General features: G+C 72.8%; 13 protein-coding genes and 1 pseudogene. 12 read left to right on the forward strand and 2 right to left on the reverse strand.

Annotated features, from left to right (window positions below; genetic code table 11):
* Positions 1-84 precede the first annotated feature (84 nt).
* Complete coding sequence (locus tag VNL12_RS06480; protein WP_325592712.1) at positions 85-1,149, reverse strand: CoA ester lyase; 1,065 nt, start codon at positions 1,147-1,149, stop codon at positions 85-87.
* Positions 1,150-1,541: 392 nt separating this feature from the next.
* On the opposite strand from VNL12_RS06480, the gene VNL12_RS06485 reads away from it, so the two are divergent.
* From VNL12_RS06485 to VNL12_RS06520, 8 genes and pseudogenes are all read left to right on the forward strand, one after another.
* Entirely contained in the window at positions 1,542-3,020 is a 1,479-nt protein-coding gene (locus VNL12_RS06485; RefSeq protein WP_349257809.1) for an NAD-dependent succinate-semialdehyde dehydrogenase, read from the forward strand.
* Between the two features lie 263 nt (positions 3,021-3,283).
* A complete protein-coding gene (locus VNL12_RS06490; protein WP_325592716.1) occupies positions 3,284-4,612 on the forward strand; it encodes a CinA family nicotinamide mononucleotide deamidase-related protein in 1,329 nt (442 codons plus the stop codon).
* 149 nt (positions 4,613-4,761) lie between these two features.
* Positions 4,762-8,301, forward strand: coding sequence for a choice-of-anchor I family protein (locus tag VNL12_RS06495; RefSeq protein ID WP_325592718.1), 3,540 nt, complete (start codon positions 4,762-4,764; stop codon positions 8,299-8,301).
* Between the two features lie 47 nt (positions 8,302-8,348).
* Positions 8,349-9,158: a DUF4214 domain-containing protein gene (locus VNL12_RS06500; RefSeq protein ID WP_325592721.1), complete on the forward strand. Its 810-nt coding sequence runs from the start codon at positions 8,349-8,351 to the stop codon at positions 9,156-9,158.
* Positions 9,159-9,450: 292 nt separating this feature from the next.
* Positions 9,451-11,607 carry a recombinase RecA gene (recA, locus tag VNL12_RS06505; protein ID WP_325592723.1) on the forward strand — a complete coding sequence of 719 codons (2,157 nt, stop codon included), beginning with the start codon at positions 9,451-9,453 and terminating at the stop codon, positions 11,605-11,607.
* Between the two features lie 280 nt (positions 11,608-11,887).
* Positions 11,888-12,163 (forward strand): annotated as a pseudogene (locus VNL12_RS06510) (stage V sporulation protein S); the annotation flags it as partial.
* Positions 12,164-12,325: 162 nt separating this feature from the next.
* Complete coding sequence (gene miaB, locus VNL12_RS06515) at positions 12,326-13,762, forward strand: tRNA (N6-isopentenyl adenosine(37)-C2)-methylthiotransferase MiaB (protein ID WP_325592725.1); 1,437 nt, start codon at positions 12,326-12,328, stop codon at positions 13,760-13,762.
* A 140-nt stretch (positions 13,763-13,902) separates the two neighbouring features.
* Positions 13,903-14,496, forward strand: coding sequence for a GNAT family N-acetyltransferase (locus VNL12_RS06520; protein ID WP_325592727.1), 594 nt, complete (start codon positions 13,903-13,905; stop codon positions 14,494-14,496).
* Here VNL12_RS06520 and aqpZ read toward each other — a convergent pair.
* Positions 14,453-15,310, reverse strand: coding sequence for an aquaporin Z (aqpZ, locus tag VNL12_RS06525; protein ID WP_325592729.1), 858 nt, complete (start codon positions 15,308-15,310; stop codon positions 14,453-14,455). The two genes, VNL12_RS06520 and aqpZ, sit on opposite strands and share 44 nt — an antisense overlap.
* Before the next feature lie 196 nt (positions 15,311-15,506).
* Here aqpZ and VNL12_RS06530 point away from each other — a divergent pair, with 196 nt between their 5' ends.
* The 4 genes from VNL12_RS06530 to hflX all read left to right on the forward strand — a co-directional run bounded on the left by VNL12_RS06530 (position 15,507) and on the right by hflX (position 19,850).
* Positions 15,507-16,334, forward strand: a complete 828-nt coding sequence (locus VNL12_RS06530; RefSeq protein ID WP_325592731.1) for a hypothetical protein — start codon at positions 15,507-15,509, stop codon at positions 16,332-16,334.
* Positions 16,331-17,266 carry a tRNA (adenosine(37)-N6)-dimethylallyltransferase MiaA gene (gene miaA / locus VNL12_RS06535; RefSeq protein WP_325592733.1) on the forward strand — a complete coding sequence of 312 codons (936 nt, stop codon included), beginning with the start codon at positions 16,331-16,333 and terminating at the stop codon, positions 17,264-17,266. Before VNL12_RS06530 ends, miaA begins: the two co-directional genes overlap by 4 nt.
* Before the next feature lie 254 nt (positions 17,267-17,520).
* Complete coding sequence (dapF, locus tag VNL12_RS06540) at positions 17,521-18,360, forward strand: diaminopimelate epimerase (RefSeq protein ID WP_325592735.1); 840 nt, start codon at positions 17,521-17,523, stop codon at positions 18,358-18,360.
* Positions 18,357-19,850 carry a GTPase HflX gene (gene hflX / locus VNL12_RS06545; RefSeq protein ID WP_325592737.1) on the forward strand — a complete coding sequence of 498 codons (1,494 nt, stop codon included), beginning with the start codon at positions 18,357-18,359 and terminating at the stop codon, positions 19,848-19,850. The genes dapF and hflX overlap by 4 nt, the downstream gene beginning before the upstream one ends.
* Positions 19,851-19,864 lie beyond the last annotated feature (14 nt).

The following is a 19,864-nucleotide window of genomic DNA, read 5'->3' on the forward strand; positions in this document are numbered from 1 at the left end:
GGCGACGCGTTGGATCGGCGTCGGCGGAGCCGACTCCACCAGGGCGGTGGGTGGGGTCGGTGGACGTGTCGTCGGCCACGGCGATCAGGCCTCCGAGCCGGCGAGGCCGTAGCGCTCGGCCAGCTCGGGGTCACCCTCGGCCAGCTCCTCGGCGAGGGAGAGGATGACCAGGCACTGCTTGACCGAGGCGTCGTCCTCCATCTTCCCGTCGAGCATGATCGCACCGGTGCCGTCGCCCATGGCCTCGACCACGCGCCGGGCGTGGGCGACATCGGCGGGGTCCGGGCTGAACACCCGCTTGGCGATGTCGATCTGCACCGGGTGGAGGCTCCAGGCCCCGACGCAGCCGAGCAGGTAGGCGTTGCGGAACTGGTCCTCGCAGGCCACGGTGTCGGCGATGTCGCCGAAGGGGCCGTAGTAGGGGAGAATCCCGTTGGCCGCGCAGGCGTCGACCATGCGGGCGATGGTGTAGTGCCAGAGGTCCTGCTGGTAGGTGGTGCGGGCCGCCTCGGGGGCGCCCTCGACCGGGTCCTGGCGCACGAGGTAGCCGGGGTGGCCGCCGCCGACGCGGGTGGTCTTCATGCGCCGGTTGGCGGCCAGGTCGGCGGGGCCGAGCGACAGGCCCTGCATCCGGGGGCTGGCGGCGCAGATCTCCTCGACGTTGGCCACGCCCCGGGCCGTCTCGAGCAGGGCGTGGACGAGCACGGGCCGCTCGAGGCCGGCCCTGGCCTCGAGCTGGGCCAGCAAGCGGTCGACGTAGTGGATGTCCTCGGGTCCCTCGACCTTCGGGATCATGACCACGTCGAGCTTGTCGCCGACCTCGGTGATCGCGGTGGTGAGGTCGTCGAGCCCCCAGGGCGAGTCGAGGGCGTTGACCCGGGTCCACAGCTGGGTGTCGGTGCTGTCCCAGGCGCGGCCCACCTCGACCAGCCCGGCTCGGGCGGCCTCCTTCTCATCGGCGGGCACCGCATCCTCGAGGTTGGCGAGCAACACGTCGACCTTGGCCGCCATGTCCGGCACCTTGGAGACCATCTTGGCGTTCGACGGCGGGAAGAAGTGGATCATCCGCGACGGCCGGACCGGGATCTCCCGAAGCGGCTCGGGAGCCCCCACGGCGAGGGGGCGGAAGAAGTCCTTGGGGCTGCGCACGGTGTCCTCCGGGGAGCGTTCGGCGTCGCCGTGGAACCTAGGACGCGGGCCGCGAGGGCGAGAAACCGCACCCGTCCGGGTGCCGCGTGCGGTCTGCCGTCGACCCCCGTCGAACTGGTAGGGGATTCGGGGGCCCTGGCCCCCAGGACCGCTACCACGACGGTCCGTCCTGGTCCCCATCGTCGTACTGGTAGGGGAATCGGGGGCTCCCGCCCCCGGAATCGGTACCACTACCGCAGCGGGCCGGGCGGCCGCGCCTTTTGAGCGCCACGCCGTCAGGGTGTGAGCGGCCCGAGGTGCGGCTGGGACCTCGTCTGTGTCGGGGGCGGATGAGCGGGAAGCCAACTGGCCCGGCGACCGTTCTTGCGCCGACCCAGACACGGAGGTCTTCCATGGCATCGTCCAGCCCGCTCACCGGACACGAGGCTGAGGTCGTGAAGGCGGTGCCTCAGGGCCTGCTGATCGGCGGGGAGTGGCGGCCCGGCTCGGGCGGGGCCGAGATCGAGGTCGAGGACCCCTCCACCGGCGAGGTCATCACCACCGTCGCCGACGCCACCCCTGGCGACGGCGACGCGGCCCTGGCCGCGGCGGTTGCCGCCCAGGACGAGTGGGGCCGCACGCCGCCGCGTGACCGGGGCGAGATCCTGCGCTCGGCCTTCGAGGCGATCACCGAGGCGGCCGACGACCTGGCCCTGCTGATGACCCTCGAGAACGGCAAGGCCCTCACCGACTCCAAGGCCGAGATCACCTACGGCGCCGAGTTCTTCCGTTGGTTCTCCGAGGAGGCGGTGCGCATATCGGGCCGCTGGTCGACCGCCCCCAACGGCGCCGCCCGGCTGGTCACCATGCGCCAGCCCGTCGGCCCGTGCCTGTTCGTCACGCCGTGGAACTTCCCGCTGGCCATGGGCACCCGCAAGATCGGTCCCGCCATCGCCGCCGGCTGCACCATGGTCATCAAGCCCGCTCGCTCCACCCCGCTCACCATGTTGAAGCTGGCCGAGATCCTGGCCGAGGCGGGCCTGCCCGACGGCGTGCTCAACGTCCTCACCACGTCGACCACCGGCAAGGTCATCGAGCCCCTCGTGCGCGACCCGCGGCTGCGCAAGCTGTCATTCACCGGATCGACCGAGGTCGGGCGCAGCCTGGTCGAGCAGTCGGCCGAGCAGCTGCTGCGGCTCTCCATGGAGCTGGGCGGCAACGCGCCGTTCGTCGTGTTCGACGATGCCGACGTCAGCGCCGCGGTGGACGGAGCCATGGTCGCCAAGATGCGCAACGGCGGCGAGGCCTGCACCTCGGCGAACCGGTTCCTCGTCCACGAGGCGGTGGCCGAGGAGTTCACCGCGGCGCTCACCGAGCGCATGGGCGCCCTGCGGGTGGGGCGCGGGAGCGAGGAGGGCGTCGAGGTGGGGCCGCTGGTCGATGCCGACACGCGCGACAAGGTGTCCGAGCTGGTGTCCGACGCCGTCGACCGGGGCGCCACGGTGCTCACCGGCGGGGAGGCGGTCGGCGACCGGGGCTACTTCTACGCCCCGACGGTGCTGGGCGATGTGCCCGGCGACGCCCGCCTGTTGAAAGAGGAGATCTTCGGGCCCGTCGCCCCGATCACGACGTTCACATCCGACGAGGAGGCCATCGCCGGGGCCAACGACACCGAGTTCGGCCTGGTGTCCTACGTCTACACCCGCGACCTCAACCGGGCCATCACCGTCTGCGAGGCGCTTCAGACGGGCATGGTCGGGCTCAACCAGGGCATCGTGTCGAACCCGGCCGCGCCGTTCGGTGGCGTCAAGCACTCCGGCTTCGGTCGCGAGGGCGGAGCCGAGGGCATCGACGAGTACCTCGAGACCAAGTACGTCGGCATCGCCCTCTGACAGTCCCGCCGCTGACAGTCCCGCCGCCGACCGTTCCGGCACCCATCCCCAACTGGTCGCCGATCTGGGGGGCGGGACGCCCGATTCTGGTACCAGTTCGGGTTGGCGGCGTCCCCGTCGCCCAACTGGTAGCGGTTTCGGGGGTTGGGACGCCCGATCCCGTGACCAGTTCGGGGTGGGTGGGGGCCGGGTGGGGGACCGCGGACCAGTGGAGGCGCGGGTGGGGGCCGGGGACCAGTGGGGGCGCGGGTAGGTTGCCCGCCGTGCGCTGTGAGGTCGTGGCCGTGGGGACCGAGCTGCTGCTCGGCCAGATCGTGGACACCAACTCGTCGTGGATCGGCGAGCAGCTGGCGCTGGTGGGCATCGACTCGCTCCGCCAGACCAAGGTGGGCGACAACCTGGATCGCGTCGTGGCGGTCATCGGCGAGGCGGTGGACCGAGCCGATGCCGTCATCGTGTGCGGCGGACTGGGACCCACCCAGGACGACATCACCCGCGACGCCATCGCCCGGGTGATGGGCGTTCAGCTGGAGCTTGACGATGAGGTCGCGGCGCGCATCGAGGCCATGTTCGGCGGGCGGGGCCGGCGCATGCCGATGAACAACCTCCGCCAGGCCGAGGTGCCCGTCGGCGCCACCGCCATCTCGGACCCGCAACCGGGCACCGCGCCGGGTCTGATCTGCCCCTTCACCCGGCCCGGCCCCGGCGGCACCCCGGTCGCCAAGGTCATCTACGCGGTGCCCGGGGTGCCCCATGAGATGACCGAGATCATGGTCGGGGCCATCTTCCCCGACCTCCAGGCGCGCGCCGGGGTGCAGGCGGTGATCCGCAGCCGGACCCTCCGGACCTGGGGCGAGAGCGAGTCGGGCCTCGCCGAGCGCCTCGCCGGTCGCATCACCGAGCTCGACCGCGCCGCGGCGTCGGGCGACGCCGCCGGCGCGGTGACCATTGCCTTCCTGGCCTCGGGCATCGAAGGGCTCAAGGTGCGCCTGACGGCCAAGGCCGTGTCCACCGACGCAGCCGAGGCGCTGCTCGCGGCCGAGGAGCTCGAGGTGCGCGGAATCCTCGGCCCCGACCTCGTCTTCGGGCTCGACGACGAGACCATGGAGAGCGCGGTGCTGATGCTGCTCGGGCACACCGGGCTCACCCTCGGCCTGGCCGAGTCGCTCACCGGGGGGTTGGCCGCCTCGCGGATCACCGACGTGCCCGGCGCCTCGGCGAGCTTCCGCGGCGCGCTCGTCTCCTACTCCTCCGCGGTCAAGGTCGACCTGCTCGCCGTGCCCGACGGCCCCGTGGTCAGCGCGGCCGCCGCCGAGGCCATGGCCACCGGCGTCCGCTCGGTCCTCGGGGCCGACGTCGGCCTCTCGTTCACCGGTGTGGCCGGCCCCGAGCCGCAGGACGGCGAGGTGCCGGGCACGGTGTTCGTCGGGCTCGACATCGACGGCGAGGTGTCGTCGATCCGCCTCCAGCTCCCGGGCGATCGTCTGCGGGTGCGTCAGTTCTCGGTGATCTCGGGCCTCGGCATCCTTCGTGCCCGCCTGGCCGCCCGCCTCGCCGGCGATGCCACGACCGACAACACGACGCCCTACTGATCCGCAGGCGCACCATCGGTGGGTGGTGGTGGGCGGGTGCCGGGTCCGGGAAGTTCACCTGACGGTCGCCCAGGCGTGGGGCGGCGGCGGCGTGGGCCTCACCCGGCTGTCCCAGCATCGGGGGCGTCCCCCGACCCTCCGGAGAACCGATGCGTCGCTCCCGTCCCGTCCTCGCTGCGATCGTGCTCGTCGCCGTGCTCGCGGCCTGCCAGCCCGCCACCCCGCCGCCGGCCCCGGCGCCGGGCACCGGCGCACCGGGCCAGGCCCCGTCGGTCCCCGACGACCCGGACTGGGCGCTGACGCCGGTCGGGCGCTACGACACCGGCCAGGGCGAGGGCGGCGCCGAGATCGTCGCCTACGGCGAGGGGGTCATGGTGGTGGTCAACTCGGCGGACAACTCCCTCGACTTCGTAAACCTGTCGGACCCCACGACCCCGACGCTCAGCGAACAGGTCGACATGAGCCCCTACGGCGGCAGCGTCAACAGCGTCGACGTCCGGGGCACGGCGGTGGTGGCCGCCGTCGAGGGTGCGACCAAGACGGCACGGGGCCAGGCCGTCTTCTTCGACATCGACGGCCGCTTCATCAGCACCGCCCCCGCCGGCGCTCAGCCCGACATGGTCACCTTCAGCCCCGACGGGCGCTTCGCGGTGGTCGCCAACGAGGGTGAGCCCAACGACGACTACACGGTCGACCCCGAGGGGTCGGTCACGGTCATCAAGGCGCCGCTGTTCACATCTGCCCAGTCGGCGTGGAAGCGAACCACCCCCGGCGCCGTGCGCCAGGTCCGCTTCACCGCGTTCAACGAGGGCGCCCGCCGTCACGACGAGCTCGGGAGCGGCGTCCGGATCTTCGGCCCCGGGGCCTCGGTGGCCCAGGACCTCGAGCCCGAGTACGTCGCCGTGAGCCCCGGCTCCAGCACCGGCTACGTCACCCTCCAGGAGAACAACGCGGTCGCCACCATCGACCTCGCCGGTGGCCGGGTCACGCGCATCGACGCCCTCGCCGGGCGGGACTTCTCGGGCGGGGGCGGCCTCGACCCCAGCAACCGCGACGGCACCGTGGCCATCGCCAACCACCCGGTGACCGGCCTCCCGATGCCCGACGCCATCGCGTCGATCGCCTCCGGGGGCTCCACGTACTACATGACCGCCAACGAGGGCGACGCGCGCGAGTGGGGCGACTACGAAGAGGGGGTCAGGGTCGGCGACGACGACTACGTCCTCGATCCCGACGCCTACCCCGATGCCGCGGCCCTCAAGGCCGACGACGTGCTCGGGCGGCTCAACGTGACCACCGCGTCGGGCGACACCGACGGTGACGGCGACTACGAGCGCATCACCGCCTTCGGCACCCGCTCGTTCTCGATCTGGGACGCGGCGACCGGGGCGCGGGTCTTCGACAGCGGCGACGACTTCGAGCGCATCACCGCCGAGACCAACCCGGAGTTCTTCAACTCGAACAACGACGAGGACGGCTTCGACACCCGCAGCGACGACAAGGGACCCGAGCCCGAGGCCGTCACCACCGGTGCGATCGACGGTCGCACCTACGCCTTCGTGGGCCTCGAGCGGGTCGGAGGCATCATGGCCTACGACGTCACCGACCCCACTGCCCCGGTGTTCCACCAGTACGTCAACCCCCGGGTGTTCGGCGGCGCCGAGGTCGGCCCCGACAGCGGCCCCGAGGGCCTCGAGTTCGTGCCCGCCTCCGCGGCGCCGGGCGGCGCGCCCCTCCTCCTGTCGAGCAACGAGGTCACCGGCACCGTGACCGTGTACCGGGTCAGCGACCCCGACGGCGCCGGCACCCTCTCGCTGCTGCACAACAACGACGGCGAGTCCACCATCACCCCGCTGACCTACAACGCCGATGGCACCGAGTACCCGGTGGCCGGGATGTCGGCCTACGCCGCGGTGACCGACCGCGAGCGCGCCGATGCCCGTGCGGATCTGAGCTCGGTGCTCAACGTCTACGCCGGCGACGCCTACCTGGCCAGCGCGGCGCTGTCGTGCAGCCTGCCGCCCAACCCGGCGACGACCCCGATCTACGACGCCGAGGCCCAGAAGCGGATGGGCTACGACGCCCACATCTTCGGCAACCACGAGTTCGACTACTCGCCGGACTTCCTGGAGCGCTTCGTCCGGAGCTCGGACATCAACGGCGTGCGGAACCAGCCGTTCCTCTCGGCCAACCTCGACTTCTCCGGCGAGCCCACCTGGTCTGATCTCATCGATGACGACGGGCTCATCGTCGGTCGGGCCTCCGACGGGCGCACCGTCGCTCGGTCGCTCATCCACACCGATCCCTTCACGGGCGCCCGGTTCGGCGTCGTCGGGGCCACGACCCCCGACCTGCCGGCGATCTCCTCGCCCCGCGACGTCGAGGTCACCTCCTCCGACCTGGCCTCGACCGCCGATGTCGTCCAGGGGGAGATCGACCGGCTGACCGGCGCCTTCGGAGTCGAGAAGATCATCCTCGTCAGCCACCTCCAGGCGGTGGCCAACGACGAGGAGCTGGTGGCGCTGCTCTCCGACGTCGATGTCACCGTCGCCGGCGGGGGCGACGACCTGCTGGCCAACGACGACGAGGAGCTGCTCCCCGGCGAGTCCCAGGACATCCGCGCCGCCTACCCGCTGAACGGCACCGACGCCGATGGTCGCAACGTCCCCATCGTGACCACGGCGGGCAACTACAAGTACCTCGGTCGCCTCGACCTGAGCTTCGACGCCGACGGGGAGGTCGTCGGGGTGCTCGAGGACAGCGGCCCGAAGCGGGTCGTGCCCGCCAGCGCCGAGGCAACCGAGCTGGGGATCAGCGACGCGGTGGTGCCCGACGCCGAGATCGAGGAGGTGGCGGTCGACCCCGTGGAGGAGTGCCTCGAGGAGCTGGCCCAGCCCATCGTGGAGACCGAGGTGCTGCTCGACGTGTCCAACCCCGGCGTCCGCAGCCGGGAGAGCAACGCCGGCAACAGCATCGCCGACGGCTTCATCGACGCCTACACGCGGTACGCGGCGGCCAACGGCCTCCCCGCCCCGAGCCCGGACAACCCGGTGATTGGCATCCAGAACAGCGGCGGCATCCGCCAGGGCGCCGGCAACACGCTGCCGACGACGGGCACCGTCCCGGGGTCGATCAGCCGCCTCGACACCCGCAACGTCCTCGCCTTCTTCAACACCATGACCGTGGTCGAGGACGTGACGCCCACCGAGCTGGAGGAGATCCTCGAGCGCTCCGCGGCCGCCCTGCCCGCCAGCAGCGGCGCCTTCCTCCAGATCGGCGGCATCCGGGTCACCTACGACACGTCCGGCCAGCCCCAGACGCTCACCGGCGACCCGCCCGACCAGACCGTCGCCACACCCGGCACGCGGGTCACCGACGCCGAGCTGGTCGACGGCACCGACCTGATCGTCGCCGGTGTGCCCGTGCCCGGTGCCCCCGCGGTCGACATCGTGACGAACACCTTCACCGCCGGGGGCGGCGACAGCTACACGACGCTGCGCGACATCCCGGCCGATCGCAAGGTCCAGCTCTTCGACGCCGACGGCGTGACGCTCACCTACGAGCAGGCCTGGGTCGAGTACCTGCTGTCGTTCCCCGCCGGCAGCAGTGGCCGACCGACGATCCCGGCGTCGGATCCCCGCTACGTCCCCGGTGGCGACGGCCGCATCGAGATCGTGACCCCCGAGTGACCGCACCCGCACCCGCCTTCCGACCGACCCGCACCCCAGGAGCACCCGTGTCCCACCCCGCCCCCCCTCGCCACCCCCGGCGCCGTTCGGCTGCCGTCCTCGCCTCCGCTGTCGCGACGGTCCTCGCCCTGGTGGCGGGCGGGCCGCCGGCCGGGGCCGACCCGGCCTCCGACGCCGCGTATGCCGATGGTGCCCACCGGGCCCTGGTCGGCCGGGACGCGACCGAGGACGAGACCGCGACCTGGGTCGCGACGCTCGGAGGAGGTGGATCCCGCAGCTCGTTGGTGGTGCCCCTCGCCGGTAGCGAGGAGCTCGAGACCCAGCTCGTGGAGGCCGAGTACCTCGGGATCCTCGGCCGGACCCCCGAGGCCGAAGGGGCGACGTTCTGGCTCGACTTCCTCCAGCAGCGCGGCGCGACACTGCGATCCTTCGAGGCCCGCCTCCTCGGCTCCCCCGAGTTCCAGAGCCGGGCCGGCTCGACCCCGGAGGATCTCATCGACGCGTACTACGACGTGGTCCTGCGCCGGGCCCCGTCGTCGGCCGACACCGACTTCTGGGTCGGTGAGCTCGAGGCCGGCACACCCCCCGGCACGGTCGCCCGGGGCTTCCTCGGTTCGTCCGAGGCCCGCCGTCTCGACGTCCGGCTGGCCTTCGATGGCTTCCTCGGACGGACGCCCGACGCGGAGGGCCTGGCGTTCTGGGTCGACGTGCTGGGCGCCACCGGTGACGAGCAGCGCTTCTGGGCCTCCCTCGTGATCTCCCGGGAGTTCTACGACCGCGTCCAGCCCATGCCTGCCACCCGCGCCCGCACCGACGGGCCGGTGGCGGTGCCGGTGCGACTGCTCGTGCTGGGCTGATCGCCGGTCGGATCGCGGTGGGCGGCGGCTCAGGGACGCCGCCCACCGCGGCGGCGCGCCCGCGCTCGGACGGGGCCGGTCGCCGGTCGTCCGCCCGGGCCGGGATCCTTGACCGAACGATTGTTCGAAACTACAGTCCTGTCGTCCCTCCCTCCCGCAGCGGCCCCGGGCCGGACCCCTCCGGCGGCTGACTGTCACACCCCCTCCGTAGGGTCACCCCCATCGATCGCTGCGGCGTTCCGCAGCCGCACCTCTCCGGCCCCCGATGGGGGCCACCCACGAAAGGACCACCATGAACGTGGATCGGCACAAGGCACTCGACACGACGCTCGGCAGCATCGAGAAGCAGTTCGGCAAGGGCGCGGTCATGAAGATGGGCGAGAAGGGCTCGATGGCCATCGACTCGGTGCCCACCGGCGCCCTGGCCCTCGACCTCGCCCTCGGCATCGGCGGCCTGCCCCGGGGCCGGGTGGTCGAGATCTACGGCCCCGAGTCCTCGGGCAAGTCCACCCTCGCCATGCACGTGGTGGCCGAGGCCCAGCGCAACGGCGGCATCTGCGCCTACATCGACGCCGAGCACGCCATGGACCCGATCTACGCCGGCAACATCGGCGTCGACGTCGACGAGCTGCTCATCTCCCAGCCCGACACGGGTGAGCAGGCCCTCGAGATCTGCGACATGCTCGTCCGCTCGGGGGCTCTCGACGTGGTCGTCATCGACTCGGTGGCCGCCCTCACGCCGCGGGCCGAGATCGAGGGCGAGATGGGCGACACCCACGTCGGCCTCCAGGCCCGGCTCATGTCCCAGGCCCTGCGCAAGCTCACCGGCAACCTGAGCAAGACCCAGACGATCTGCATCTTCATCAACCAGCTGCGGGAGAAGATCGGTGTCATGTTCGGGTGCCTGTCGGGCGACACCAAGGTGACCCTGTCCGATGGCACCCAGAGGCGCATCGCCACCATCGTCAACCAGAAGTTGCCGGTCGAGGTGCTCTCGTATGACTTCGAGACGGGTCACGTCGTCCCCCGCAAGGTGGTCAACTGGTTCAACAACGGCCCGGCGGACGACTTCTTGCACTTCCGGGTCCCGCGGGCGATGGGATCCGGTGCCCACCTCGGCTTCGCCGTCACCCCCAACCACCAGATCATGACGCCGGGCGGCTGGCGTGAGGCGCGAGAGCTGGCCGTCGGCGATCGGGTCATGCAATCCGTGCCGCACCACCTCTCCGGCCACCAGTGGGAGGTCATCCTGGGGGGCGTGATGGGCGACGGCGCTCTGTCGCCCAGTCGAACCGGGCATGCCGCCCGGTTCCGGTGGGGCCACGGGGCGGGGCAGTCCGAGTACGGCGATTGGAAGACGTCTCTCTTCGCCAACCTGACGGTGAGCCGGTCGACCAACCCCAAGGGTGCGGTGTTCCACGACGTGCAGCCCCTCGCAGAGCTGGCCGAGCTTCGTCGCTCCGTCTACATGGGCGGCGACAAGGTCCTGAGCGACGACTACCTCAAGGCCCTGACGCCGCTGTCGCTGGCCATCTGGTATCAGGACGACGGCGGCTTCACCCTGCGGTCGAAGGGTCTCGAAGCCCGTACCGTCGGCGGCAGCGGGCGCTCGGAGATCTGTGTCCAGGCGTTCTCGCCGGGCTCACGCGAGCGTCTCCGGGATTACCTCTCCGACACCTGGGGCCTCCACGCTCGGCTCACGGAGAGAGGAGCCCGGGGGATGGCCGTGCTCACCTTCCCGAAGGACGAGACGGCCAAGCTCCACGCCCTCATCGCTCCGTTCGTCCATCCGTCGATGCAGTACAAGCTGCTTCCCCGCTACCGCGGACGGTTCGCGGTCGAGCCGACCTTCGCGCCGGTCCACGACGAGCTGGTGCCGCTTCCCATCCTGTCGATCGCCCCCAAGGCCACGACCGCGATGCACCGGGGCGACCGCTACGACCTCGAGATCGAGGGCACCCACAACTACTTCGCCGACGGGGTGATGGTGCACAACAGCCCGGAGACCACGCCCGGCGGCCGGGCGCTCAAGTTCTACTCGTCGGTCCGGCTCGACATCCGCCGCATCGAGTCCATCAAGGACGGCGTCGAGGTCGTGGGCAACCGCACCCGGGTCAAGGTCGTGAAGAACAAGTGCGCCCCGCCCTTCAAGCAGGCCGAGTTCGACATCATGTACGGCAAGGGCGTCAGCCGCGAGGGCTCGGTCCTCGACATCGGCGTCGACCTCGGCATCGTGAAGAAGTCGGGGGCCTGGTACACCTACGAGGGCGAGCAGCTCGGTCAGGGCCGCGAGAACGCCAAGGGCTTCCTCCTCGACAACGCCGAGGTGATGGTCGAGGTCTCCGAGCGCATCCGTCGGGAGATGGGCATCGGCGACGAGCTCGAAGCGACCGATGACGAGATGTCCGACGCCGACGACGAGCCGATCGCCCTCGACCTCGAGGAGTGATCCGGCCGGGGCGGGCCGGGGCCTCGGCCTCGTCCGTCCCACTGGTCGGGCGGGTGGTGGCTCTGCCCCACATGGCTGCCGCCTGCCCTCGGCCCGGCGCGACCCGCCCGGAGCACCCTCCCGGGCGGGTCGTGCCGTTCCTGGACGGGAGCGGGTCCGCCTCGCGTCGGCGGAGCTGCCGCGCCGCCGGGGCACTGGCCTCTGGGCCCCGTGAGCACCCGGGACGGTGAGATGGCGCTCGGCGGGAGGAGTGACCTCCGCGCTGTCGAACCCCTTGTCGGTGCCCGCCACCACAAACGTCGAGACCCTCAAGGTCTCGACCACGTCGAACCCCAACTCGGTCGCCGGCGCCATCGCCGGAGCCATCCGGTCCTCGGGGGCGGTGTGGATCCAGGTCGTCGGAGCCGGGGCGCTGAACCAGGCCACCAAGGCATCGGTGATCGCCCGCGGCATCCTCTCGGCCAGTGGGCTCGACATCGTCGTCACCCCGTCCTTCGCCGACATCGAGATCGACGGCGAGGCTCGCACCGCGCTCCGCTTGCGGCTCGAAGATCGCGACCGGCGCCGGCCGCTGCCCGACGCCTCTCGGCCTTCGACCCATGGCGCGGTCGCGCCATCGATGGGTCCTCGTCGTCCCTGACGCAGGGGCCCGGGGCGGGCTCGGTCGAAGACGGAGGCTGGGGGCGGCCGTACCGTGACCCGTAGGCTGGCAGCCCCCATGGAGACCACGACTGACGCACCCGCTCGGCGCTACCTGGTGCGGACCTTCGGGTGCCAGATGAACGAGCACGACTCCGAGCGCATCGCCGGTCTGCTCGAGGCCGACGGCCTGGTCCCGGCCACGAGCGAGGACGACGCAGATGTCGTGGTGCTGAACACCTGCTGCATCCGGGAGAACGCCGACAACAAGCTCTACGGCACCCTGGGGCACCTGAAGTCGCGCAAGGACGCCCGCCCCGAGCTGCAGATCGTCGTCGGGGGCTGCCTGGCCCAGAAGGATCGCGACGGGGTACGGGAACGGGCGCCGTACGTCGACGTCGTGCTCGGCACCCACAACGTCCACCGGGCCTCCGAGCTGGTCGCCCGCGCCCGGGCCGGGGGGCCGATCACCGAGATCCTCGACGCCGCGGTGGCTGACGATGCCACCATGTTCCCCTCGGCGCTGCAGGGCCGGAGAGGCCACGGCCACAACGCGTGGGTCACCATCCAGGTCGGGTGCGACAACGCCTGCGCCTTTTGCATCGTGCCCGCGGTGCGCGGCCCCGAGGCGAGCCGCCCCTTCGAGGCCCTGGTCGACGAGGTCCGTGCGCTGGCCGCCGACGGGGTCAGCGAGATCACCCTGCTGGGCCAGAACGTGAACTCCTACGGGCGGGACCTCACCCTCGCCCAGCGGCGGGCCGGCGCCGAGGTGCGGGTCCGCCCCCTGTTCGCGGACCTGCTGCGGGCCGCCGGGGCGGTCGACGGCATCCGCCGGGTTCGCTTTACCAGCCCCCACCCGAAGGACCTCCGGCCCGAGACGATCGCGGCCATGGCCGAGGTGCCCGAGGTGTGCAACCACCTGCACCTTCCACTCCAGTCCGGCAGCAACCGGGTGCTCGCCGCCATGCACCGGGGCTACACCGCCGAGCGCTACCTCGAGCGACTCGCATCGGCGCGGGCTGCCATTGCGGACCTGGCCGTCACCACCGACATCATCGTGGGCTTCCCGGGTGAGACCGAGGCCGACTTCACCCGCACCCTCGAGGTCGCCGCGGAGGCCGGCTACGACTCGGCCTACACCTTCGTGTACTCCCCGCGACCGGGCACCGAGGCGGCGGCCATGGCCGACCAGGAGGTGCCCCCGGAGGTCGTCGCCGAACGCTTCGAACGGCTCACGGTTGTGGTCGAGCGCTCGGCGGTGGCCCGGCACCACGCCCGCATCGGCCGGGTCGAGGAGGTCACCGTCGAGGGCCCGTCCCGCAAGGACCCGTCGGTGCTCACGGGGCGGACCGGCCAGAACAAGCTCCTGCACTTCCCAGCGCCGGCCCCGTTGCGGGTGGGCACCTACGCCACCGTTCGGGTCACGGGCGCCGCCGCCCACCACCTGCGCGGCGATCTGGTCGACGTGGTCGGTGCGGCCCGCCACCGCACCCGCATCCCGGTCGCCTCGACCTGAGCAACGACCTCGAAGCCTGAGCGCCTGAGCAAAGGGCCTGGATGTCTGGAACGGGAAGCGGTCGCCGCCCCGCAGGCGCAATGGCGGTTGCAGCTGCGGTCGGCGCTGGGAGGTCGCGATTGGGCGCCATGATGGCAGGCGTGCCCCGATCGCCCGCTGTCTCCGCCCCCGAAGTGGTCGAGGCCGAGTGGGGCGCCCCCGAGGGCGTGGCCCTCATCGATGCCCTGCTCGTCGACCTCGGAGCGCGGTACGCGAAGGAGGCCACCGCCGCCGATCCGCCTCCACCGCCCGATGCCGGCCCGGCGCCAGCGTCGGCCCCGACCGGTGACCCCCGGTGGGCGGTGGCGGGAGAGAGCCTCGTGCGGCCTCGCGGAGCGTTCGTGATCGCCCGCTTCGCCGGCCGCCCGGTCGGCTGCGGCGCTCTGCGCCCCCTGCCCGGCGGACCTGAGGGCATCGGTGAGATCAAGCGCATGTACACCGCGCCGGGGGCTCGGGGCCGAGGCGTGGGACGGGCTGTGCTGAGCCGGCTCGTATCCGTCGCCACCGACCTGGGCTACACCGGCCTCGTGCTCGAGACCGGAACCCGCCAGGCCGAGGCCATGGCCCTCTACCGGTCCGCCGGGTGGCACCCCATCTCGCCCTACGGCAAGTACGCGGACGAGGCCCTGTCGCGTTCGTTCGCCCTTGACCTCACCGCCGCCGACCCGCGGTCGCTCTCACCGGCGACGGCCTGAGGCGTCCGCCCCGCCGGTCGCCCCGCCGGTCGCCCCGACCCCGGTGCGGGGAGACGCCGTCGACCGGCACGGCTTCACCGTGGGCGTCGACGAGACGTTCACGCCGCGCTGGTGTCGCCCGGGTCGTGGCCGAACAACGCCGGGTAGACGAGCCGGCCAGGGCGCCGCCCGCCAGGGGGGCGACGATGAAGAGCCACAGCTGGGTGATCCAGATGTCGCCGACGAAGAGCGCCGGGCCGATCGAGCGGGCCGGGTTCACCGAGGTGTTGGTGACCGGGATCGAGATGAGGTGGACCAGGGTCAGCGCCAGACCGATCGCCAGGCCCGCCAGGGCCGGGTGATCCCGGCGGTCGGTGGCGCCGAGGAACACGAGGAGGAAGCCGAAGCTCAGCACCACCTCGGCCACCACGGCGGCCAGGAGGCTGTAGGCCTCCGGCGAGCCGTCGGCCCCGAAGCCGTTGGCGGCGAGGAAGTTGTCGCTCGAGGAGAAGTCGGGCGCGCCGTTGGCGATGACCAGCAAGATGCCCGCGCCCAGCACCGCGCCCACGACCTGGGCGGCCATGTAGGGCAGGGCGTCCCTGGGCGCGAAGCGCTTGGCCACCACGTGGCCGAGGGTGACGGCAGGGTTGAAGTGCCCGCCGGAGATGTGGCCGAGGGCGTAGGCCATCGTCAACACGCTCAGCCCGAAGGCGAGAGAGACACCGAGCACCCCGACGTGGTCGCCGGCGAGCACGGCGGTGCCGCACCCACCGAGCACGAGCCAGGCGGTGCCGATGCCCTCGGCCGCCAGCCGCCGGGTCAGGTCAGGGTGCACCTCGACCTCCGGGACGGGGGGACGGCGGACGGATCCTGGCGGGAGCGGCGACAGGCCGGTTCCCGTCGCGTCGCAGCGGCGCCCGGACGCCGGAGGCTACCCTGCGGGGGGCTCGGCGCCCAGAACCCGTCGGTCCCCGTCTCGGCCACCCGATCGTTGAGGCGGCACGCGGGTCGAGCCGGGGCATCATGGCCCGGTGCGACCGGTGGTCCTCCTCGCCCACAGCCCCGTGGTGGGCCCCGAGACGCTCCTCCCGCTCGCCCTCGTGCTGGCCCAGGGCGGGTGGTCGACGTCGGTGCCCGACCTCCGCCCGGTCGCCACCGGAGATCGGGCGACCGCGGCACGGCTCGTGATCGAGGCCCTCGGCCCCTCCGGGCCCGACGACCACCGGGTCGTGCTGGTCGGCCACAGCCGGGCCGGCGCCTGGCTGCCGGCGATCGGAGCCGCCCTGCACCCCGTGGGCTGGACCGTCGCGGCCACCGTGTTCCTTGATGCCGTCCTGCCTCCGGTGGCGCCGTGCGTGCCGTCGGCCACGCCCCCCGAGCTCGCCGCCCACCTCGACGCGCTGACCGGACCGGACGGGATGCTGCCGCCGTGGCCCCAGTGGTGGCCGCCCGCGGCGGTGGCGGCCGAGCTGGGCGACGGGGACCTGCGCCGCCGCGTCGCGGCCGGGTGCCGGGCCGTGCCGCGCCGGCTCCTCGACGTGGTGCCGGAGGTCCCGGGCGGCTGGCCGGGGCACCCCGTCGGTTACCTGGCGCTGACCTACGAGGCCGAGGCCCGGGCGGCCGACGCGATGGGTTGGGCGGTGCGCCGCCACCCGGGCGGGCACATGGCCGCCGCCGCCCGCCCGGCGGCGGTGGCCGGCGTGCTGCTTCGGCTCCTGGGTGACCTCGGCGTCGAGGGCGGCCGCCTCGATCGCTCCCCGCACCCGGCGCCCGGCCCGATCGGGGTCACCGCGCCGACCCCGGGCACCGGGTCGGCCACCGTCGACCTGCGTGATCCGCCCGTCGGTCCCGACCGGTGATCCGGGCGTCGACGTCGCGACCGCGCGCCGTCGCCCTCGTCGGCACCACCGCATCGGGCAAGTCGGCCCTGGCCCTGCACCTCGCCCGCACCCTCCGCGACGTGGAGCTGGTCTCGGTCGACTCGATGCAGGTGTACCGGGGGATGGACATCGGCACGGCCAAGCCCACGCAGGGCGAACGGACCGAGGTGGCCCACCACCTCCTCGACCTGGCGGAGCCCTGGGAGGACTACTCCGTCGCCCGGTTCCAGACCGACGCCCGGGCCGCTCTCGCCGAGGTGGCCCACCGGGGCCGGCGGGCGGTGCTGGTCGGTGGGACCGGGCTCTACCTCCGCGCCGTGGTCGACGACCTCGACATCCCGGGCCGGTACCCCGAGGTCCGCGCCGAGCTGGAGGCCGACGGCGACACCCCGGCCCTGCACTCCCGCCTCGTCGAGCTCGATCCGACCGCCGCGGCGCGGATCGAGCCCGACAACCGGCGCCGCACCATCCGGGCCCTTGAGGTCAGCCTCGGCAGCGGGCGGCCCTTCTCCACCTACGGCCCCGGCCTCGAGACCCATCCACCTTCGGACATTGCCCAGGTGGGCGTGCGGTTGCCCTCCGCCGTCGTGGCGCAGCGGATCGAGGAGCGGTACCACCAACAGGTGGCCGCCGGCTTCCTCGCCGAGGTTGACGCCCTGCTGTCCCTCGACCGGCCCCTCAGCCGCAGCGCGGCCCAAGCTCTCGGGTACCGGGAGCTGATCGCCCACCGTCGGGGCGACACATCGCTCGACGAGGCCCTCGACGTCGCCGTGGCGCGCACCCGACGCTTCGCCCGGCGCCAGCGGTCCTGGTTCCGGCGCGACCCCCGCATCAGCTGGTTCGACGCCGAGCGCGACCCGGACGAGGTCGCGTCCGCCCTCACGGCTCGCGTCACCGCCGCACTGGGGTGACCGAGCCGGCCACCACGGGCTCACCGCAGTCGTCCGCCGGCACGGACCGCCAAACTGCCGCCCTGCTGGGAGCGTGCGACCCACCGTGGTGGCGGTTTCAGGAACGCGTCGCCTCCGCGCCCGGCCGGACCGGTCGGTGGATGCCCTCGGGCGCGGACTCGGGAGAAACGGTGGGGGAACGGTCCCTCGCCCTGCGAGACTGTGGCGACCACCCGCACGCGGCGCACCGGCTGCGCTCGGCGCCCCGGAGATCCATGCCTCACCGCCTCACCAAGCACCACGGCCTCGGGAACGACTTCCTCGTGCTGCTCGGCGCCGCCGCCGAGCTGGCCGGGGTCGGGGCCGACGAGGCTCGCCGCTGGTGCGACCGCCACCGCGGTGTCGGTGCCGACGGCCTGCTGCTGGGCGTCATCGACGACCCCCGGGCCGATGTCGTGATGACGCTGCACAACGCAGACGGCAGTCGGGCCGAGATGAGCGGCAACGGCATCCGCTGTCTGGCTCAGGCCGAGGCCACCCGTCGGGGCGTCGACCGGGCCGAGCTGCGGGTCCTCACCGTCGGCGGCGAGCGGATCGTCGTCGTCGCGCCCGGTCATGACCCCGCCACCGTGCTGGTCTCGGTCGACATGGGCCCCGCCGGCCCCGGCCCCGAGCCCGATCGCGCCCTCGCCGCCGTCGACGCAGGTGCACTGTCCTCGGCGCAGCTGGCGGCGTCGCCCCGGTGCGACCTCACCGTCGACCTCGGCAACCCCCACCTGATCCTGCTCATCGACGACCCCGCGGCGGTCGTCATCACCGCCGCCGGTCCCTACTGGGAGGCGTCGTACTCGGCGGGCATGAACGTGCACGCCATCGCCCCCACACCGGGTGAGACCGACGCCCTCACCATGGCCACCTGGGAGCGGGGGGCGGGCGCCACGGAGGCCTGCGGCACCGGCGCCACCGCCGCGGCGCACGCCGCCCACGACTGGGGCCTCGTCGGCACCGACGTTCTGGTCCACATGCCCGGCGGCGACGTCGAGGTCATCGTCGGCGAGCACATGACCCTGCGAGGCCCCTCCGTGCGCATCGCCGCGGTGGAGCTGGCCTCGTGACCCCCGACGACGGCGACGACATCGACCTCGAGCCCATCGACGACGGCGACCATGCCGATCGCATCCACCCCGCCGACCTCCTGGCCAGCCTCGATGAGGACGACGCCGCCGACGGCGAGGACGGGCCGCTCGACCTGCGTCCGCCGGCCGACGAGAGCCACCGCGGCGCCTTCGGAGACTACGGAGGCAGCTCCAGCGGCTTCATCGAGCGCACGTTCCGGGAGAAGATCCTGCTCGTCGGCGTCACCCTGCCGCCCGCCCTCGACGACGACACCGAGGCCAGCCTCGACGAGCTGGAGCTGCTCGTCGACACCGCCGGCGCAGATGTCATGGGCCGGGTGGTGCAGCGTCGCAACCGGCCCGAGCCCGCCACCTACATCGGCAAGGGCAAGGTCGCGGAGCTGAAGGAGCTGGCCGTCGCCGTCGACTGCGACACCGTCGTCTTCGACGACGAGCTCAGCCCGTCGCAGCAGAACAACCTCGAGAAGCAGCTCGGGCGCACGGCCATCGACCGCACCGCGGTGATCCTCGACATCTTCGCCCAGAACGCCACCAGCCAGGAGGGCAAGGCCCAGGTCGAGCTGGCCATGCACCGCTACCGACTGCCCCGGTTGCGGGGCAAGGGCGGGTCGCTCTCCCAGCAGGCCGGTGGCGCCGGCGGCGGGCTCGGGGCCCGACGCGGCCCGGGTGAGACCCAGCTCGAGGTCGACCGGCGGCGGGTGCTGCGACGGGTCCACACCCTCGAGGACGCCCTGCGCGACATAACCCGCCACCGCCAGACCCAGCGCAAGGCCCGGCAGCGCAGCCGGACCGCCCACGTGGCCCTCGTCGGCTACACCAACGCCGGCAAGTCCACGCTGCTCAACCGGCTCACCGACGCCGACGTGCTGGTCGAGGACCGCCTCTTCGCCACCCTCGACGCCACCACGCGCCGCCTCGAGCTGCCCGGCGGCGAGGCCGTCTTCGCCACCGACACCGTCGGCTTCGTCCGCAAGCTGCCCCACCACCTCGTGCAGGCCTTCCGCTCCACCCTCGACGTGGCCGCCGAGGCCGACCTCCTCGTCCACGTGGTCGACGCCTCGGCCCCCGACCCCGCCCTGCAGATGGCCTCGGTCCGCGAGGTGCTCGACGAGATCGACGCCGGCGAGGTGCCCGAGCTGCTCTGCTTCAACAAGCGCGACCTCACCGAGGAGGCCAAGCGCCTCGTCGACCGCCACTCGGGCTCGGTCGCCGTCTCGGGCGTCACCGGTGAGGGCATCGACGAGCTCCTCGAGGCCATCGGCGACCGCCTCCGGGCCATGACCGACACCGTTGCGCTGCTCGTCCCCTTCGCCCGCGGCGATGTGCTGGCCGAGATCCACCGGGAGGGCGCGGTGGTCTCCGAGGAGGCCGGCGACGACGGCATGCACGTCACCGCCCGCCTCGACGACGTGGGCCGGGCCCGGCTGGCGGAGTTCGTCGTCGAGGGTCCGGCGCCGACCCGCCACTAGCCTCACCGCCGACC

It is taken from the genome of Iamia sp. (assembly GCF_035575815.1).
In the GTDB taxonomy this organism is placed as follows: domain Bacteria; phylum Actinomycetota; class Acidimicrobiia; order Acidimicrobiales; family Iamiaceae; genus Iamia.